Source organism: Desnuesiella massiliensis (assembly GCF_001403615.1).
Lineage (GTDB): Bacteria > Bacillota > Clostridia > Clostridiales > Clostridiaceae > Desnuesiella > Desnuesiella massiliensis.
Map to the genome: position 1 here is coordinate 1,101,299 of NZ_LN879456.1, position 17,706 is coordinate 1,119,004.

Annotated in this window: 20 protein-coding genes; all 20 read right to left on the reverse strand. The window is 29.2% G+C overall.

Annotated features, from left to right (window positions below; all coding sequences use genetic code 11):
* Positions 1-10: 10 nt before the first annotated feature.
* A complete protein-coding gene (locus BN2665_RS16155; protein ID WP_055668122.1) occupies positions 11-841 on the reverse strand; it encodes a flagellin N-terminal helical domain-containing protein in 831 nt (276 codons plus the stop codon).
* 98 nt (positions 842-939) lie between these two features.
* The gene (locus BN2665_RS16160; RefSeq protein ID WP_055668123.1) at positions 940-2,277 is read right to left on the reverse strand and encodes a VanW family protein; all 1,338 of its coding nucleotides are present in this window, start codon (positions 2,275-2,277) and stop codon (positions 940-942) included.
* Between the two features lie 70 nt (positions 2,278-2,347).
* Entirely contained in the window at positions 2,348-2,968 is a 621-nt protein-coding gene (locus BN2665_RS16165; protein WP_055668124.1) for a hypothetical protein, read from the reverse strand.
* A 458-nt stretch (positions 2,969-3,426) separates the two neighbouring features.
* Positions 3,427-3,738, reverse strand: coding sequence for a hypothetical protein (locus BN2665_RS16175; RefSeq protein WP_055668126.1), 312 nt, complete (start codon positions 3,736-3,738; stop codon positions 3,427-3,429).
* Between the two features lie 38 nt (positions 3,739-3,776).
* Entirely contained in the window at positions 3,777-5,504 is a 1,728-nt protein-coding gene (locus tag BN2665_RS16180; RefSeq protein ID WP_055668127.1) for a motility associated factor glycosyltransferase family protein, read from the reverse strand.
* Positions 5,505-5,687: 183 nt separating this feature from the next.
* On the reverse strand, positions 5,688-6,242 hold the full coding sequence (locus BN2665_RS27600; RefSeq protein WP_278335900.1) for a 6-hydroxymethylpterin diphosphokinase MptE-like protein: 555 nt from the start codon (positions 6,240-6,242) through the stop codon (positions 5,688-5,690).
* The gene (locus BN2665_RS27885) at positions 6,239-6,352 is read right to left on the reverse strand and encodes a 6-hydroxymethylpterin diphosphokinase MptE-like protein (RefSeq protein WP_423229862.1); all 114 of its coding nucleotides are present in this window, start codon (positions 6,350-6,352) and stop codon (positions 6,239-6,241) included. Before BN2665_RS27885 ends, BN2665_RS27600 begins: the two co-directional genes overlap by 4 nt.
* 414 nt (positions 6,353-6,766) lie before the next feature.
* A complete protein-coding gene (locus tag BN2665_RS16190) occupies positions 6,767-6,967 on the reverse strand; it encodes a hypothetical protein (RefSeq protein ID WP_055668128.1) in 201 nt (66 codons plus the stop codon).
* Between the two features lie 493 nt (positions 6,968-7,460).
* Positions 7,461-7,805, reverse strand: a complete 345-nt coding sequence (locus BN2665_RS16195; protein ID WP_055668129.1) for a DUF8042 domain-containing protein — start codon at positions 7,803-7,805, stop codon at positions 7,461-7,463.
* Between the two features lie 43 nt (positions 7,806-7,848).
* The gene (locus BN2665_RS16200) at positions 7,849-8,946 is read right to left on the reverse strand and encodes a LegC family aminotransferase (protein WP_055668130.1); all 1,098 of its coding nucleotides are present in this window, start codon (positions 8,944-8,946) and stop codon (positions 7,849-7,851) included.
* A gap of 38 nt (positions 8,947-8,984) precedes the next feature.
* A complete protein-coding gene (locus BN2665_RS16205; RefSeq protein WP_055668131.1) occupies positions 8,985-9,977 on the reverse strand; it encodes an NAD-dependent 4,6-dehydratase LegB in 993 nt (330 codons plus the stop codon).
* A gap of 33 nt (positions 9,978-10,010) precedes the next feature.
* A complete protein-coding gene (locus BN2665_RS16210; protein WP_055668132.1) occupies positions 10,011-10,649 on the reverse strand; it encodes an acetyltransferase in 639 nt (212 codons plus the stop codon).
* Between the two features lie 15 nt (positions 10,650-10,664).
* Positions 10,665-11,330 carry a PIG-L deacetylase family protein gene (locus tag BN2665_RS16215; RefSeq protein ID WP_055668133.1) on the reverse strand — a complete coding sequence of 222 codons (666 nt, stop codon included), beginning with the start codon at positions 11,328-11,330 and terminating at the stop codon, positions 10,665-10,667.
* 20 nt (positions 11,331-11,350) lie between these two features.
* A complete protein-coding gene (gene neuC / locus BN2665_RS16220; RefSeq protein WP_055668134.1) occupies positions 11,351-12,505 on the reverse strand; it encodes a UDP-N-acetylglucosamine 2-epimerase in 1,155 nt (384 codons plus the stop codon).
* On the reverse strand, positions 12,505-13,434 hold the full coding sequence (locus BN2665_RS16225) for an ATP-grasp domain-containing protein (RefSeq protein WP_055668135.1): 930 nt from the start codon (positions 13,432-13,434) through the stop codon (positions 12,505-12,507). The genes neuC and BN2665_RS16225 overlap by 1 nt, the downstream gene beginning before the upstream one ends.
* Before the next feature lie 196 nt (positions 13,435-13,630).
* Positions 13,631-14,062 carry a TylF/MycF/NovP-related O-methyltransferase gene (locus BN2665_RS27480; protein WP_341452684.1) on the reverse strand — a complete coding sequence of 144 codons (432 nt, stop codon included), beginning with the start codon at positions 14,060-14,062 and terminating at the stop codon, positions 13,631-13,633.
* Between the two features lie 246 nt (positions 14,063-14,308).
* On the reverse strand, positions 14,309-14,884 hold the full coding sequence (locus BN2665_RS16235) for a D-glycero-alpha-D-manno-heptose-1,7-bisphosphate 7-phosphatase (protein ID WP_055668137.1): 576 nt from the start codon (positions 14,882-14,884) through the stop codon (positions 14,309-14,311).
* 5 nt (positions 14,885-14,889) lie between these two features.
* Positions 14,890-15,924: an N-acetylneuraminate synthase gene (gene neuB / locus BN2665_RS16240; RefSeq protein ID WP_242865963.1), complete on the reverse strand. Its 1,035-nt coding sequence runs from the start codon at positions 15,922-15,924 to the stop codon at positions 14,890-14,892.
* Positions 15,917-16,621: an acylneuraminate cytidylyltransferase family protein gene (locus tag BN2665_RS16245; RefSeq protein WP_055668139.1), complete on the reverse strand. Its 705-nt coding sequence runs from the start codon at positions 16,619-16,621 to the stop codon at positions 15,917-15,919. Before BN2665_RS16245 ends, neuB begins: the two co-directional genes overlap by 8 nt.
* Positions 16,611-17,693, reverse strand: coding sequence for a nucleotidyltransferase family protein (locus tag BN2665_RS16250; RefSeq protein ID WP_055668140.1), 1,083 nt, complete (start codon positions 17,691-17,693; stop codon positions 16,611-16,613). Before BN2665_RS16250 ends, BN2665_RS16245 begins: the two co-directional genes overlap by 11 nt.
* Positions 17,694-17,706: the final 13 nt, after the last annotated feature.

Here is a 17,706-nt window from a genome sequence, read left to right on the forward strand (position 1 = left end):
AACTAGTTATCTATCTTCCTCTAACATTTTCTAACACTCTTAATATATCCTGAGGGAATCTATTAGTTTGAGCCATCATGGCATTTCCAGCTTCTATGAGTATATTATTTCTTGAAAAATACATCATTTCTTCTGCTACATCCAAATCTCTAACTCCACTTTCAGCTTTTTCTGAAACCAATTGATTTTCGCTAGATATCTCATAGGTCGATTCAAGCCTATTCTGTATAGCACCATATTCACTTCTAATTGATACTACCTCTGAAATAGCAGCATCAATAATTCCTAAAGAATTCTTAACTCCATCAGGCACGACAGTAACATCAATAGAATTTACACCCAATGCAGCTGGTGTTAAATTCTTAGCAGGTATGGTTATTTTTTCTCCCGTAAGAGAACCACATGCCAATTCTTTACCGCCAGTGATAGAACCATTAACAAGATTCACTTCGTTAAAGTCACTTCCAGCTACTATAGTATTTAAGCCTTTTACCATTTCCTCCATTTCATTTTGTATGGTCTGCTTATCTTCTAAAGTTCCCGTTCCCCCTGCCTGTATAGTAAGCTCTCTTAATCTATTCAAAATGGAACTTACTTTGTCTAAGCTTCCTTCTACAGATTGAAGCATGCTTATACCATCTTGGACATTTCTTTGAGCCATCTGCATGCCTCTAATTTGCATCCTCATGGTCTCACTTTTAGCTAATGCATTTGGATCGTCTCCTGCACCATTGATTTTATATCCAGTAGAAATCTTTTCAACAGTTTTACTTTGCTTTATTAGATTTTGAGAATAGTTTCTATATACATTTAAAGACATAGTATTGTGATATAATCTCATATAACCAACTCCATAAATTTTTATTCTATATTTTTATCGTGTAAATATATGATTTCTTTAATGGTATTTCCAATAAAATCATAGTTAAATCCAATAAGTTATTTTATTATATAATTCCAACCATAATAATCTTCTGAAATTAAATTTGAACCTATTAGGTTGCCATTTTCATAATAGTCCATGGTTACCCTCACCACATACCCATCATAGAGCTTTTTAAGCTTAAAAGCATTGCTTTCATCTATATTAATCCTCTGTAAGCTTCCTTGTATACTTCCGTATAAACTTCTATTTATACCATAGCTTCTATACAATAACGAGCCATTAGAATATATATTAACTTTAAGCTCATTATTCTCTATATAAGCTTCTATATACATTGGATACTGTAATGTATTTCTAAACTTAAAATCAATTTGTCCCCAAACCACCGTAGCATCAAGTCCAAAGGGTACATAATTTACGGGAATGCTATGCTTAACCCTTTCCACAGGTTTTATTCCAGCCTTTAGCAATGCGTTATATAATGTAGAAGAAACTTGACAAATGCCTCCGCCAAGCCCATTGTCTACTGTGTTGCCTACTATTATAGGCGCCTCCTCAAACCCTCTGGCTTTAGTTCTCTCTCCTACAGTTTCATTAAAGCTAAAAACCTCATCGGGCATAAGCAGCTTACCATTAACAAATGAAGTGGCAACTTCAACATTCTTAAGTCTTTCTATAGAAGACGCAACTAAACTTGTACTAAAAGATGATATTTTTGTGTTTATAGAATTAATCTCCTCTAAAGTAATGCTAGAAACCTCTTCTTGAACTGGTGCTTCTATGTATTTGTTCCCATTGTATACAGCTTCCTTAATATATTTCTCAAGCTTCTCACTTTGTAATTTTACACCATTTTCATCCTTCCATACCTTATCCCATTGTCCTTTTTCCTTTATGATTGCTGCACCTACTGGTGATTTATCTATTTCCTTCTCTAAATTAACTAAGAAGTTTTTTATATACTCTTCATTTAAAATAAAATTAACATTATATTTTTTACTAACACCTTGCTTTATAAGTTTATGTTTTTTGTAAAAGTCCATATCTTTACCATAATCAAAGGCATTATTTACAGAAGTATTCAAATCATACTCCTTTATAATTCTACCTTTATTTATAGTATATTTATTATCATTAGCTTTAATTTCGATTTCTTCATTCACCAATACATCTATGTAATGTGATTTTATTAACTTTATAGCCTCTTCCTTTGTTTTTCCACCTACATCTAATTCTGCTATTTTAGCTCCAGGATATATTAAATTATCCCATTTATTATTTTCATTATATATCTCTAAGGCATATCCACAAAAAGTACCAAAAATACAAATTGAAATTTTTGTAATTAATATTTTTAATTTTCTCGTTAACCTGTAACTTCTATTTTTCATACTACCTCACTTAAAGCAAAATGGAGGTGCCAGTAAAATATATGTAAGCTATTTTATCTCAAATATCTATTTATTTATGACCTTCAAAGAAATTAATGATATTACAAATCTTTTGAAGCTCATAATCTACTTTATATCCCTGTTCTTCTAGCATTCTTTCCTTAATTTTTATCTGCTGCTCATAAGAGGAGATAGTTTCTTTTAATCTTTTTATCTCTTCTTTATATTGATTTATAGAGTCCAGTGTGGTTCTGTTATAACTCTCATAAAACTCATTCAATACCTTTACTCTATGATTGCCATTTTCAATAAGATTATATAATTCAAGCTTAGATGCACTTAATATATTTAAAACAGAATTTCTTTTCACATCATTAGGTAGATTCTGAGGAAGAGCATTTATAAAGTTCTCTAGCATGAAAATAGAGTTCATACTATTATTATCTATATTGTATTTTTCATATATCTCGTCTACTTCTAAATTTGAATTATAATCAAAACTAATCTCTGCCGGCTTCTCTTTATATGGTTTCAGTTCTACATTTTCTTCGATAGCTACTTCCTTAATCTCTTCAATGTTCACATCATTTTGAATCATAGCCTCATCATTCTTAATCTCATTCTTAATCTCATTAGTATTAACTTTTTCAATCACATTTAATTTCTCTAAAAAAGACATAATCTTTGCCATAATGCTTCCCCTCTATATTAAATTATTAATTCATACTTGTTTATTACTAAAATAGAACATAAAAAACTTTTTTCCCTATGACAAAAGCCATTATAAATATAACCAAATAATTAAAAATGCAATAAAATCTTGATGTGATCCTATATTTAGTTTTTTCTAGACTTTTTACTAATAAAGCATTTATTACTTTTACAAAAAATAATATAATAACCAATGTTAGTAACTGAGCCAAAAACAGTTTCACTATAATACGCACCACCTAACTTTAATTTAATATTACAGTCTTAGATTATTTTAGTATTATTATTACTTTAATTTAATAATATAATTTTTTTAATTTTTATTCCTTTAGTTTTCTCTTCTTTATCGTACAACCTAAATAATTCTTTATACTCGTCTAAAATTAAGTAATAAAAAAACAGAGATAATTTCTCTGTTTTTAACTTAAAATTTTTTTATTAATCTCTAATGTATATTTCATAGGCTTTTAAAGCTTCTTCTTCAGTAATTTGATTATCCGCTAGCTTTCTATAAAGCATATAGAATTTAAAATGTACTTCTGGATTAGAATGCTTTGTTTCATTCATTTTTTCTTTTATGTTTTCCTGTAATGAATTAGCTTTAGTTTTTATTTCACCTTCTAATAAATCGATGATTTCCTGTAAATCCTTTATTAAGGTTTTATCTTGAAGCTGTAACTTTAATCCTCTGAGCTTTAGCTCTATTTTGTCCATAGTTTCCTTGTCCACCACTATATTCTCATTACCCATAACAAAATCCACACCTTCATATTAATAACCACACACTTTTATTCCTTTATAAGCTCTTCTCCACTAAAAGCTTTGTCCATTATATAACACTTATCCAAAATGTACAAGTATTTGTTTAATATGTTTCCTATATATTCCTTAGGAAGCAAATACTCAATAAAATACAAAAGATCTTTTAACACTTCATTGTATAGTGGAATAGTGCTTAAAATCTCTTCCTTTTCCTTTATAATACTTATTAAATCTTTATCCTTTTGTTCTATAACCTTTACTATTTCTTCGCAGCTATGTATTACCTTCTGATTTTCTTCATATATTTGTTTTTTTATAAGTTCTACTTTTTCATTGTTTTCCTTAAAGGACTCTGGCAGATCTATATCTTCATTTAAAGAAAGCTTTTCTTCATAATATTGGTTAAAGTCTATGTTTTCTGCTCCTTCAATTTTAAGTCCTTGGTTTGCACCATTTAAATAAGTAGTACCTGTATGAGCTCTAATTATATCCTCTGTAGCATATTTGAAGGATAATAATCCGCCTGTGGTGTATACCTGTTCCCCTCTATTATTTAAAGTTTTTATGTAATTAGGGTTATTTTCCAGGTCCTCTTCTTTAAACTCTCCAAAGTAGGTAGCTCCTTTGGCATAGGACTTATTTTTACTATAACACATATCTTGCCCTAGAATTATAATAGGATTGCAGCCTAACTGTGAAAGATTGTAAGTAATAACATTAGAGATAGAGGGTGCAGAGTATTTATTAAAATATTTCCACCCTAGCTGTTTATGTAAATATCTATCCATGGCAGTTTGATTCATTAAAAATTTCCTTCCACTTACATGACTCGGGACTTTATAATATCCCTGGATGGAATAAAGGAGCATAGAATCTTTATTATATTTTAGATCCATAAAAATCTTTTCTTGAAGTTTACTTCCGTCCATGGAACCTAGTATATGAGCCTTTATACCATGGCTTTCAAGGATACTTACACCACTACCTACTCCTACAACTAAGGCTTTATCTCCTACTTTTTTTAATGTTTCTAAATTTTCTTCTAAGGAAGGGCCTGCAGCCACTACTATAGCTGGTCTATCTTTAAAATAAGGTCTTAAGCTTTCTAACGGACGCATGTTATCCATATACTTCAAATTCATTACATAATTTCTAACCCACTCCTTATGATGAGAATTACTAGTGTTAATAGCCACATAGTATTCATTTAATATCTTTTTCAAACCTTCAAGAACTTTCTCCCAAAGCTCTTTATACATTATCTCATAGGCAGGCAGCACTGCTAACTTAACTTTTATAGACTTATGAGTATTTATTATATAATTTAATGCTTCTATAATCTGCTTTTCATTATTTCCTACGAATAAATTAACTTCTTCCATAATAGGCCTGATATCATTAGCCATTAAACTGCAGTTAAATACCTCTAAATCAGGCTCTACCACAAAATAGACCTTTCTTGGGTCTTTCTTTTGCAGTTCTCTAAGTTCATAACCTAATCCAAGTCCGAATAAAAGCACTATATGAGAATCCTCCTTAAAAACCTCTTCGCAAAAAGCTTTAGCCTCTTCCTTTGGATCCTTAGTACTATGGATGAAGATTTCTCCTCCTCTTCCAACAGATATAGTTCGCTTTCCACCTTCTCCTCGTACTAATTTTGCTGAACTATTTTTTATTGTTAATAATCTATTCCTTAAGGATGGATTAACCTGAGCTAGATAATTTATATTCTTTTCATAAATGCCATTTATCAATTAAGGTTCTCTCCTTTATAATTAAGTTTACTAAATTTCTGAAGCGTTATTTTATTATACTTTCAATAATATTTTCTTAGTACTTTACACTTTTTAATTATATATTATCATAGATGTTCTTATTTAAACATATAAAAAGCATCAATAGATATCTCTATAACTACTAATGCTTGCTTTATATCCTTACATAGTTTCTATTATTTTATCTAGCTTCATTTCCTTAGTTCCTTTTATTCTAGCACCACTACTGCAATTAATAAACTTTACTTGAGGATTATGTTCTATTTCTAATTCTAAGTAGTACTTAAAATTAAGATACTCTGATTTAGTATACAAAATTTCACCGGTTACACCTTCAACTTTTTTAAATAAAGAAACTTCTCCTTTTACTTCATTGGTCAAATTTATGTCTTTATAACTTTCATTAAAAGAATCAGTATGAGTTTTATTATTTACGAAGGCTAAGTCCTGTCCTACTAAAATAATCTCCTTTGCTCCACCTTTAACAGCTATATCTATGGTAGGAATAGCGACGGTTTTGCCTGTATTAATTATTACATCATTACTATGATTTTCTTCATTATAAAACATGTGCTTAGATTCATTATAATTAGCCATCGCCCATCTAGAAGCAGTGCTTAAAAAGCATAAGGGTATATCTAGGTTTTCGAAGCCTTTTATTTGATTATATACAATTTCTGAGTAATCTTTATACATATCATATAAGGTTTTATTCAATTATTCATTAAGGTCTTAAGAGCACTTCCCACACAAAATATTTTAATCTTATCTTGCAACATCTTTAAAGAGCTAATATTTTCATCTAAGGATGGACCTGCAGCAGCCATTATGATATTTTTTTATCATTAAAAGTATAGGTATTAAAAAACTCCTTATTTGTACCATAAGATTCTTTTAAATTAGACTTGTAATTTTCCTCTATAATATGTTTGAACTTATTAATTCCATCTCTAGCCATCTTAAAATTAATAAATACGTACTTAATATTAGAGTATTGGTTTGGTAACACTTTAATTGAAGGTGTATATATAATAATATCTTCAATTTGCTTAAGAACTGCATTTAAATTGTTGAAAAAATCATTAGAAACTCCAATATGCAACTTAACTCTAGAACCCTTTAAAATATTATCATAACAATTATATCTTTTTCCTATTTCATATATTTCTTTACCTGCACTAAAAATATAAATTTTACCTATTTAGTCTACTTTTAAAATACTTATATAATCATATACTCTTTTATATATTAAAATATACCTTTAAATAACTATTACATAAATCTGTATACTCTTCTTTGTGTCCTCTAAAATATCTAGGTAGTTTAGCATCTCTACTATTATCAACCTCTATGCTCACACCTTTTAATAATATATTAAATAAATCTAATCCCTCTATTAATTCATTACAATTGCTTCTTTTAATATTATTTCCCATAAACATAAAAGGAACTTTAGCGCTGTGATGAGATAAAAATCTTTTCTTTCTAAAATTAAAAAGCCTTGTCCATAATCTGATATTAAACTTACAGATACTTTTTCATCTTCAAAGTTTTTCTAAGTAATTAAATAAAAGTCCCAAGTAAATGTTTAATCTCTTTATATGAAAACTCAAAGATACTTCTTTGAGTTTTATAGTACTAAGTACTTTATTTTATCCAATTAATTTGTCATTAGTAAAAGTATCTATACTTTTCATAATAGAATCAGTTAGCTCTTCATTACCACTTAAATATTAATTTGTATAATAATAAATTAAAGATTTTTCATAGTCGCCTTTGGAAAAACAAATAAGAGCTAAATTATAATATAAATCAAAATTAGATTGAAATTTATTTATTACTTTTTCTAGTTTACTTACCCTCTCACAAAAACATATATTATACTCCTTGTTAGGATTAAATTCATAGCTAACAATGAAATTTTTAACTGATATCTTATTTTATAGAATCATTAATTATTTTTTGTATATTATCTAAAATAGGTATTAATTCATATTGAAATAAATCACCTATTAATATAGTATCTCCATTTTCCATAGCTTCAACTATTTCACTTAACTTTTCATTTAATTCGTTTAAATTAACCTCTTCCTTTTGGTAATCTTTAGTGCTTTCTATTGACTCGAACAACAAACTTAAATTATTTGCTACATCCCCTATTAATGAAAGTCCTTTTGCTTCCTTATCACTTTGTAAATATTCTATAATTTGTTCTATAGAATGTTTTACACTTAATATATATTCACTAGTAATTTTTAATAATTCTATTTTATTATCCATAGCCTATCTCCATTCTAAATTATTGAATAAAATATATTTTATTTTAATAATTACTTATTATGCTACAAATACTTTCAATATCTTGTTTTTTCAATTCTACAGAACTTGGAAGATTTATACCTTTAACAGCTAATTCATTAGTAATCTTCATATCACCACATTTACACTGCTTATAAGACGGCATTTCATGTATAGGCATAAAAAATGGTCTAGATTCTATTCCATTTTCTTTTAATTTAGCTATAAGTTCATCTCTAGTTAAAGGATAATCCTCCTCTACTAAAATAGAATATAGCCAATAAACATTTCTTACTTCTTCTTTTTCTACAGGTAGTGTTACGCCTTTTACATTCTTTAAAAGTTCATTATAAACTTTTGCATTCTCTCTTTTAATTTTTATATACTCGTCTATATTCTCTAGTTGTGCACAACCCATAGCTGCAAGTAAATTAGGCATTCTAAAATTATAACCTATCTCTTCGTGATAAAAAGCACCATTATCTAAAATTGTTTTGGTTTGAGTGGATAAATATTTTGCTCTTTCTCCTAGCTTTTTATCATTAGTTACAAGCATTCCACCTGCTCCAGTGGTTATAAGCTTGTTACCATTAAAAGAAAAACATCCTATGTGTCCTATAGTGCCTACAGCCTTTTCATTATATAAAGATCCCAAACTTTCAGTAGCATCCTCTATAACATAAAGGTTGTACTTTTTTGCTATTTCCATAATTTTATTCATCTCTGCTGGGTGACCATAAATATGCACAGGTAAAATAACTTTTGTTCTTGGAGTTATCATCTCTTCTATTTTTTCTACGTCTATAACCCAAGTATCTCTACACACATCAACAAATACTGGCTCTGCTCCTACATACTTTATAGTATTTATGGGGGATATAAAAGTTAAAGAAGGTACTATAACTTCATCTCCAACTCCTATGCCTAGAGTTCTAAGTGCAAGCTCTAAAGCAGCAGTACCATTCATAGTTACCACGGCACTGGTACACTGTGTAAAATTAGCAAAATCCTCTTCAAATTTATTTACATAAGATCCTGCTGAGGATACCCAATTAGTATCAAGACAATGTTTTATATATTTCCATTCATTCCCTTTCATTTTAGGTATGCATAAAGGTATCATGTGCTCAACTCCAATTCCTTCATATTTACTTAAATTATCTAAACATTGTAAATATCAGCTTTGAAATAATTCATATTATTTCTTATCCACTGAATAGTTTCTTTTAATCCATCCTCTAAACTATATTGAGGTTTCCATTCCGTTAATTCTTTAATCTTAGTATTGTCTGCCCACAATCTATTTACCTCACTATTTTCTGGCCTGATTCGTTCATCATCAGTAACTATCCTTACATCTTTGCCTATAATATCTATAATCTTTTTAACTGTATTACCTATTGAAACTTCATAATTAGATCCAGCATTTATAACTTCTCCAATGGTCTTATCACTTTCGGCAATTTTTATAAAGGCTTCTACAGTATCTTTTACGTAGTTAAAATCTCTTGTGGGAACTAAACTTCCAAGCTTAATTTCAGTTTTACCTGACAAAATTTGTGATATTATAGTCGGTATAACTGCTCTTGCTGACTGCCTTGGACCATAGGTATTAAATGGTCTTATAGTAGCTACTGGAAGGTTAAAACTTTTATAAAAGCTTTCAGCTATCTTATCTGCACCTATTTTTGATGCTGAGTAAGGAGACTGTCCCTGCATAGGATGCTTTTCATCTATAGGGACATATAGTGCTGTACCATAGGTTTCTGAAGTTGATGTATGTATAACCTTTTGCACCTCATATTCTCTACAAGCCTCTAAAACATTTGTCGTACCTTCCACATTAGTTCTTACATATGCCATAGGTGATAAATATGAATAAGGAATAGCTATAAGAGCTGCTAAATGGAAAACTACATCTTGTTCTTTTATAATTCTTTTCATTCCATCATATTCTCTAATATCACCAGTTACTACTTTAATGCTATCTTTTGTATTTTTATCAAAAATATCTATCCATCCCCAATTATTAAAGGAATTATATTGAACCAGTGCTGTTACCTCTGCTCCAATTTCTATAAGTCTTTCTGTTAAATGACTTCCTATAAAACCTTCTGAACCAGTAACAAGTACTTTCTTACCTTTTAAATTCATCATTCCACTTCCTTATCCGCACTTTAATTTAAATTACTTAAATTTTATAGGTTTAGCTGGCACTCCTACTGCAGTACAATTATCTTCTAAATTATTGATAACTACAGCTCCAACACCTATAGTAACGTCATTGCCTATACTTATACCTTGAATTATATTAGCCCCAATTCCTATATGAGAATTATATCCTATTTTAACACCTCCACCTAGACATACCTTAGGTGATATATGAGTGTTATTTTGTATTTTACAATCATGTTCAATTACACTGCCAGTATTTATTATACAATTCTCACCAATATAAGCTCCTGAATTTACTATGGCACCAGGCATTATGCATGTACCCTCACCAATAGAAACATTTTGTGAAATTATAGCATTTTTATGAATTAGTACAGGTATCTTAAACCCTATATTTTTTAACATTTTATAAAGATTATTCCTCAGAGACAAATTATCTATTGCTCCTAAACATATAAATGCATATTCAATTCCATTTTTGTATAAATTTTCAAGTATGTTATCGTCACCTAGTATAGGTATATCAAGTGTACTCCTTCTAACATTTTTATCTGTTATTCCTATTATTTCATATTGACTTGTACTTTTTATAATATCTATAATAACCTTACAATGTCCTCCAGCACCTAAAAGAACTATCTTTTTACTCATAAAAAGTATCTCCTTTTAAAATCTTTCCCTTAAAAGCATAAAAGCTTCCGCATAATCAACACCACACGATGAACCTCTATATCTTGCTAAAGCTCTTATATTATCTAAACTTCTGGGTAACGGTGGTTCCTGGACTTCTGACTCATACATCTTCATTATCTCCATTTTTTTATCAATGAACTCTGTTATATCTGAATATACATTAGGTATAAACAAATTCTCAGGTAAGGCCGGGGCTATTTCTGTTTCTGAAATGCACTCATACATCAAAATTTTCTTAATAAAAGGATATCTAAAACTTTTAGTACAACTCATTATAGCTTTTGCTGCAACTTGATGATCTGTATGAATATCTGACCTATTATTCATATAAATTATTTCTGGTTTTACTTCATTTATTACCTTTGAAATAGCTTGTATTAAGTCACTAAAGTCTATAGTATGTAATTTTGTAGTTAACAAAGATAATTCGTGCATCTTTTTAAACCCATATCTTTTACAAACTTTTTTAATTTGCTCTCTACGTTTCAATAAAAATTCATCAGAAAACCCTAAAGATGCATCTGCTTTAGTTATAATTAACCAATACAATTCATCTCCTAATTCGTTATGTTTTAAAATTGTTCCACCGCATCCCAAAGTTTCATCATCTGGATGAACTGAAATTACTAATACTTTCATTACATTTAGCTCCTTTTATGTTAATAGATTATTTGCTTATTAATTAACTCATTGTTTATTTCAGTTTCAGCAATGATTCTTGCAATTCTTTCTCCACTATATCCATCACCATATGGATTAATACAATTTTTGCATAATTCAATAAAATCTTTATCAAAAATAGCCTTCTCTATAGATTCTTTTATTTTTTCTTTTTCATGAGGTACAAATATAATGTTTTCTGCATGTTGCCTTTGTTTTTGCCTATTTCCGACATTAACAACTGGCAACTTTAGAAATGGTGCTTCTAGTATTCCCGAACTAGAATTACCTAATAATAAAGCAGCCTTTCTTTGTAAATTCACAAATATATCCCTAGGCAAAGTTTCAAAGGCTTTTATAAAACTGTATTTTCTTTCAAACTCCTTTATAACTCTTATCATGTCATACCCACCTGCATCAGAGTTAGGATATGTTATTATTGTACTATACCCTAATTCAGATACTGCTTCTAATGTTACCCTCATTTGATTTTCAGCTTCTTCTATTTCAGAGCTTAATGGATGTTTTATTAATAATATAAACGGTTTTTCTTCTTTTAAATTCGTTCCCAACCTGTTATTTATATAATCATATGATAAGTTTTCTTGTTTTCTAATTGAATCTAATGCTGGATTCCCAACCACATTAACTCTCCAAGGTTCTTCGCCCATTTTTAAGATTCTATCTCCATTTTCTCTTGTAGTGGGAAAATGTAAATGTGCTAATTTAGTTACTGCATGTCTAACAGAATCATCAATATTTCCTACTACCCGATCCCCTCCACAAATGTGCGCAACAGGTATGTTCATATAAGTTCCAACAGTAGCAGTAGTTATGCTTTCTTCCCTGTCGCCTAAAACCATTAGCCAATCAGGCTTTTCCCTAAGAACAATATCTGTAAGTCCCATAAGTTGAATTCCTACTGATTTACATCTTCCAGATAATAAATCAGAAGATAACAGCGTCTCCAGTTTTATTAAGTTGTATCCATCATTTTCTATTAGTTTGTATGTATTACCGTGTAATGGTGAAAGATGTGTTCCAGTAACTACAACTTTCAGTCTAATATCATTTCTTTTAGTTAATTCTTCAAAAATAGGTTGCAATATAAAGTACTCAGACCGTATACCAGTTACTGCTAATATCTTTTTCATTATTGTTCACTCCAAAATACTAAATTTCTCTCATTTACAATAACATCTTGATAATATCTAAACATATAGTTATTATAAATAGCTTTTTTAGGAACATATTCTTTGCCCTGATAAAAGGCTCTAATAGCGTTAAACCAATTATCCGAAGAAGCAAAAGATAATGAGCTTCCCCCAGCAATTCGAGGATTTATTTCTATAAAATAAATATTTTTTTCATTCTTAAAACATTGAATATTTATAATACCTACTGGTTTCAAGATTTTAACTATTTTTTTTACATAACCCACCATTTGTTCATCGAATACTGTCATTCCCATCACAGAAACTCCTGATTCAACCCCAATTCTTTTTCTCGGAATTATATAAATTGGCTTTGAATTTAAATCACATAAAACATCAATAGTATATTCCTGACCATTAACTATTTCTTGTGATATATATCCATCCATATCAAAGCTTTTCTCAACATTATTCCTAAAATATATTCCAGAACTCCCTCTACCAACTCTAGGCTTTAATAATTCATAATCCATACCAAGTGATGTCTTAGGCGTTGGAATTTTATTATCACTAAAAAATTTATATGTGTTCCACTTATCTGTGCAAATCTTTATTACTTCTTCATCAGATATAACAACATTAGTGTTATATTTTTCCTTAAAATATGTTTTTCTTTTGCTCCACTCGAGTAAGCCTTCATTAATAGTTGGAAATACTAGCTGTATTTCTTCACTTCTAATTATATTTTCAATAATATTAAAACAATCTTTATCTAAATATTTAGGTACAATATATGGTTTTAATTCTTTATATAATCCAAAAGATTTATTTGTGATATCTATTCCAACTAAGTTCCAATCCATTTCACTATAGTATTTTAATTGAGTTCCAAAAACCATACTTCCTATGCCTTCTACTAGTACCTTCATCTATATCCGCCCTCTTTATTTTATAATTGAATGTAAGCTATATTAGGATCAAATTCAAACTTCTTTATCTGTAAATCATTTATTTTGGTAAATTTATCTAGCAACACCATTGTTTCTCCTGTCCAGTATTGATTATTTATTTCATCAAAAGCTATTATTCCACCTTTGGGTGTTTTTGGTAAAAGTGTGTCTAAAGCTACTTTAGTTGGTCATATAAATCAAAATCTAAAAATAATAAAGCTACTACTAAATGTTTATTAAATCTTAAGTATTCAGGTATTGTTTTTGTAGCATCGCCTTTTATCAATTCTATTTTATTAAATTGATTTAAGGACCTATTATTATCATATTCTTGTATAACATCTATAAGTTCATTATGCACATTATATTCAGTGGCAAATCCTGCTTCCTTTAAATTTTCATTTTTATACTTACTGCCATCATTCTCTGATATGCTTGGAAACCCTTCAAATGTATCAAACCCAATTACTTTTCTATGCATTGCATATGGCTCCAAATTAAAAGATAACTTAGCCCAGTCCATTAGGCCTCCTCCATGGTACACACCACACTCTATAATTGAGCCCTTTACGTTTTTTATAAGCTTAAAATTTTCATATCTTCCTATAAATCTTGCTAAATCTTGCTAAATCTTGTCTTATCATATACTTTTCAAAATTATTCAATTTTATATTTACATCATAATCGTACTTAAGAAATGCTTCGCTCATAATAAACAGCTCCTTCTTGTTTATAATCTTTTGTACATTAAATACAATATCAACTAATATACTATCTAAAATTCTATGGAATCTTACAAAACTAAAATAATTATTTTCAAAAGTTATCCTTATTCATCTAAGAATTATTCTATTTATTCATCTATTTCTAAAATTATTTTCACAGCTTGTACCAAGGTTTCTGCATTATAATCTGAGCAAACATCGTATTTTTTATCACTTCCAGCTAATCCTGTTTTAAGCAGTACAGTTTTCATTCCACAATTTTTTCCTGTTTGAATATCTATAGTTGTATCCCCTATTATATAAGATTTTGATAAATCTAAGTTATATTTTTGTGCTGCTTTTTCTATCATACCTATATCTGGTTTTCTACAATTGCATTTAATCTTATATTGTTTATTTTCACCTAAATATCCCGAATCTGGGTGATGCGGACATATAAATACATCATCTAAATATGCCCCTTCACCAGCTAATAACTCTTTCATATTATCATTTATTTTCCAAACATCTTCTAGAGAACATAAATTTCTAGCAACAACAGGTTGATTAGATACAACTATACACATAAAATCACTTTTATTAATTAATCTTATTGCTTCTGATACTCTAGGTAATAGCTCAAAATCTTCTGATTCATGAAGTAGGCATTTATAGACATTTATCGTCCCATCTCTGTCTAAAAAAATACACTTATTTTTTTTCATTGTAATCACCTAACATTAAAGAAATTTATTATTTCATCTTTACAAATCTCTGTAATAGCTACCTTATTTAAAATTTCATCTAAATATATAGGCGATAGCCCATTCTCCGGTCTTTTAAAGTCTAACATTTCCTCTGTAATAATCTCCCCAGATTTTATAAATCTTTTAGCTACAATACTTTTTCTTGATACAAACTTACTTTTTTCTTCACTTTTATTACATTTTTTAATTCCATCCCCAAAGGCTTTTTCAATATTCCTTATGCTTAACACCATTCTTCCTAGCTCTTCTGGATTTAAAGATGCTTTATGATCAGGACCACCCATTTCTTTATCCAAAGTAAAATGTTTTTCTATAATCTTTGCACCCATAGCTACTGCTGCAATAGGTACCTCTATTCCTATGGTATGGTCAGAATATCCTACTGGTAATTTAAAAGCATTTTTTAGCGTAGTCATAGCATTTAAATTTACCTCCTCATATTCTGTGGGATAATTAGATGTGCAATGCAATAAACTAATTTTATCATTTCCTTCTTTTTTTGTCACTTCCACCGCATCTTCTATTTCCACTAAGTTAGCCATGCCTGTTGATATAATCATAGGCCTCTTTAATTTTGCTATGTATTTTAAAAGAGGAATATTTGTCAAATCTCCAGAGCTTATTTTATAAAGAGGAACATTTAGTTTCTCCAATAAATCTACACTTTCAAAATCAAAAGGAGTTGAAATAAATAATATTCCCTTTTCTTCACAATAACTTTTCAATACTATATGATCTTCATATGATAACTCCAAGCTTTTAAGCATTTCGTATTGATTCCCATTACCTGTAGTTTCCTTTTGATAATCAGCTTTTGGTGCCTTATTAGTTACTAAATTTTCAGCTTTAAAGCTTTGAAATTTTACCGCATCTACACCAGCTTCAAAAGCAGCATCTACAAGTTTTTTTGCTATATTTATATCACCATTATGATTCACACCTGCTTCTGCTATTATAAAACACGGCTTTCCATCACCAAATGTCATATTTTTAGTCATGTTCATCCTCCTTCATAAGAAACTCTGAAAAGTTAAAATCAATCATTTCATCTATATCAATTGATGATTTTTTATCCATAATATATGCTAAAGTATTTTTCGTATACCAATTCTTATTTTTTAATAAAACTTCCCTTTTAGCAATGTATATTGCTCCATTGAGCCTATAAGTTGTAGGAATCTCCTGTCTTCTTGAATAAAATGGAATATCATCTAAAAAGTCCTCCATTATACCATTTTTTATTTTTTTCATCCAGTAAGGACTTACTTCACTTTCACATACACTTACAATAGAATCTGCATCTTCATTTATTAATTTTTTTAAAGCATCATCAATGTGCTCAGTCTTTCTAAAGGGAGAAGTGCATTGAAGGCACATTATATAATCAAAATCATCTCCACTCTCCTGAAGCCTCTTTATTGTATATATTATAGGTTCTATTCCTGGAGTATCATCCTCCGATAATTCCTTAGGTCGTAAAAAAGGCACTTCTGCATTATATTTTTTACTTACTTTTGCTATTTCCTCATCTTCCGTTGAAACTACTATACTATCAATATATCTACTTTTCTTAGCTTCTTCTATGGTATACGCAATAAGTGGCTTACCATTTAAATCCTTTATATTTTTTCTTGGTATACCTTTTGAACCTCCTCTAGCTGGTATTATAGCCAAAATCCTTTTACTATTTATCATCTTCATCACCTAATTTCTCACAAGCTATTAATTCATACATATCCTCATTCACTTTATAGTAATCTTCTATCTTCCCTATATCCATCCAATAATCTTTTATCTCATAACTACCAACATTTTTCCCTTCTTTTATGCATTTATTTATTAAATCAGTTATTTCATAATATTCATCATCTGGGATATATTCAATAATTTCCGGATTGATACAATAAATTCCTCCATTGATTAAATACTCTATAGTAGGTTTTTCTTCTACACTTCTAATGTTATTTTCTTCTGAGCTTATAACTCCATAAGGAATTTGAAAGGAATGTCTTCTAACCCCTACAGTTATATCAAATTTATTTTCTATATGAAAATTCATCATATCTTCTACATTAAGGCTAGTAAATATATCTCCATTGGTAACAAAGAATGGAGCTTCTATATAGTTTTTCGCTAATTTTATTCCTCCACCAGTTCCTAGTCTCTTTTTTTCTCTTACATACTCAATTTTAACTCCATATGCATAGCCATCTTGAAAATAATTTTCTATTATATCAGCTTTATAATTGACGGATAAAACCATTTTGTTATAGCCATACTGCTTAAAGTTATTTATTATATGATGAAGAATAGGGTCTTTTCCTATCTTTAACATAGGTTTAGGGATTTCCTTAGTAAGTTCTTTTAACCTAGTACCCAGACCACCTGCCATTATAATTACTAGGTTATCTTTCCCCTCTGGCAACAAAATATCATTTATACTTATTAAGTCTATAACTTTATTGTTAGCATCTACTATAGGAATATGCCTAACTGCTTTTTTAATGAAAATATCTTTTATTTCTTCTTTAGTCATGTTTTGCTTCACAATTATAGGATTATAATGAACTACATTTTCTATAGAATCATCTAATGGTACTCCTTTTAATATAGCTCTCCTTATATCACCATCCGTAATGGTTCCTAATAATAAGCCATCTTGATTTACTAATAAAGCAATTCCCTTTGCCCCTAAATCAATTGACTGAATTACTTGCCTTATAGTATGGCTTTTATAAACAAACAATCTATTTATGTTATTTTTCATAATCTTATCACCT

Coding starts and splice junctions, on each gene's coding strand:
- BN2665_RS16155 (WP_055668122.1), bottom strand. CDS start 841: ATGAGATTATATCACAATACTATGTCTTTAAATGTATATAGAAACTAT.
- BN2665_RS16160 (WP_055668123.1), bottom strand. CDS start 2,277: ATGAAAAATAGAAGTTACAGGTTAACGAGAAAATTAAAAATATTAATT.
- BN2665_RS16165 (WP_055668124.1), bottom strand. CDS start 2,968: ATGGCAAAGATTATGTCTTTTTTAGAGAAATTAAATGTGATTGAAAAA.
- BN2665_RS16175 (WP_055668126.1), bottom strand. CDS start 3,738: ATGGGTAATGAGAATATAGTGGTGGACAAGGAAACTATGGACAAAATA.
- BN2665_RS27885 (WP_423229862.1), bottom strand. CDS start 6,352: ATGGCTGCTGCAGGTCCATCCTTAGATGAAAATATTAGCTCTTTAAAG.
- BN2665_RS16190 (WP_055668128.1), bottom strand. CDS start 6,967: ATGTTTATGGGAAATAATATTAAAAGAAGCAATTGTAATGAATTAATA.
- BN2665_RS16195 (WP_055668129.1), bottom strand. CDS start 7,805: ATGGATAATAAAATAGAATTATTAAAAATTACTAGTGAATATATATTA.
- BN2665_RS16200 (WP_055668130.1), bottom strand. CDS start 8,946: ATGATACCTTTATGCATACCTAAAATGAAAGGGAATGAATGGAAATAT.
- BN2665_RS16205 (WP_055668131.1), bottom strand. CDS start 9,977: ATGAATTTAAAAGGTAAGAAAGTACTTGTTACTGGTTCAGAAGGTTTT.
- BN2665_RS16210 (WP_055668132.1), bottom strand. CDS start 10,649: ATGAGTAAAAAGATAGTTCTTTTAGGTGCTGGAGGACATTGTAAGGTT.
- BN2665_RS16215 (WP_055668133.1), bottom strand. CDS start 11,330: ATGAAAGTATTAGTAATTTCAGTTCATCCAGATGATGAAACTTTGGGA.
- neuC (WP_055668134.1), bottom strand. CDS start 12,505: ATGAAAAAGATATTAGCAGTAACTGGTATACGGTCTGAGTACTTTATA.
- BN2665_RS16225 (WP_055668135.1), bottom strand. CDS start 13,434: ATGAAGGTACTAGTAGAAGGCATAGGAAGTATGGTTTTTGGAACTCAA.
- BN2665_RS16235 (WP_055668137.1), bottom strand. CDS start 14,884: ATGAAAAAAAATAAGTGTATTTTTTTAGACAGAGATGGGACGATAAAT.
- neuB (WP_242865963.1), bottom strand. CDS start 15,924: ATGACTAAAAATATGACATTTGGTGATGGAAAGCCGTGTTTTATAATA.
- BN2665_RS16245 (WP_055668139.1), bottom strand. CDS start 16,621: ATGATAAATAGTAAAAGGATTTTGGCTATAATACCAGCTAGAGGAGGT.
- BN2665_RS16250 (WP_055668140.1), bottom strand. CDS start 17,693: ATGAAAAATAACATAAATAGATTGTTTGTTTATAAAAGCCATACTATA.